Source organism: Sphingobacterium sp. HJSM2_6, from assembly GCF_049316305.1.
Classification (GTDB): domain Bacteria; phylum Bacteroidota; class Bacteroidia; order Sphingobacteriales; family Sphingobacteriaceae; genus Sphingobacterium.
Map to the genome: position 1 here is coordinate 1 of NZ_JBMOXB010000053.1, position 452 is coordinate 452.

The following is a 452-nucleotide window of genomic DNA, read 5'->3' on the forward strand; positions in this document are numbered from 1 at the left end:
CAACGTTATATCAGCAAAATATCTGGCCCCTTATTAGACCGAATCGATATCCATATTGAAGTAACACCCGTTGAATTTTCAGAATTAACTAGACCAGAACAACAAGAAAAGAGTGCTGTGATTAGAAGTCGCGTAATGGAAGCCCGGAAAATTCAGGAACAACGTTTTCAAAAATTCCCACAAATCCATTGCAATGCACAAATGCGAGCCAAACAAATTCGAGAAATCTGCATGATCTCAGATACAGGTAAAAACTTATTAAAAATGGCAATGGAACGTTTAAACTTATCTGCCAGAGCTTACGACAGAATCCTTAAAGTAGCCAGAACCATAGCCGATTTAGATGCGTCCATTCATATCAGCAATGAACATTTAGCCGAAGCAATTCAATTCAGAAGTTTAGACCGTGAAAACTGGACTGGGTAATCCCTATAACATTGACTTAAAACAAG

At 38.1% G+C, this 452-nt stretch carries 1 protein-coding gene; it reads left to right on the top strand.

Annotation, left to right across the window (positions count from 1 at the left end):
- The coding region (locus ACFRAE_RS17775) for an ATP-binding protein (protein WP_422798512.1) at window positions 1–426 on the top strand (426 nt) is incomplete at its 5' end.
- Window positions 427–452: the final 26 nt, after the last annotated feature.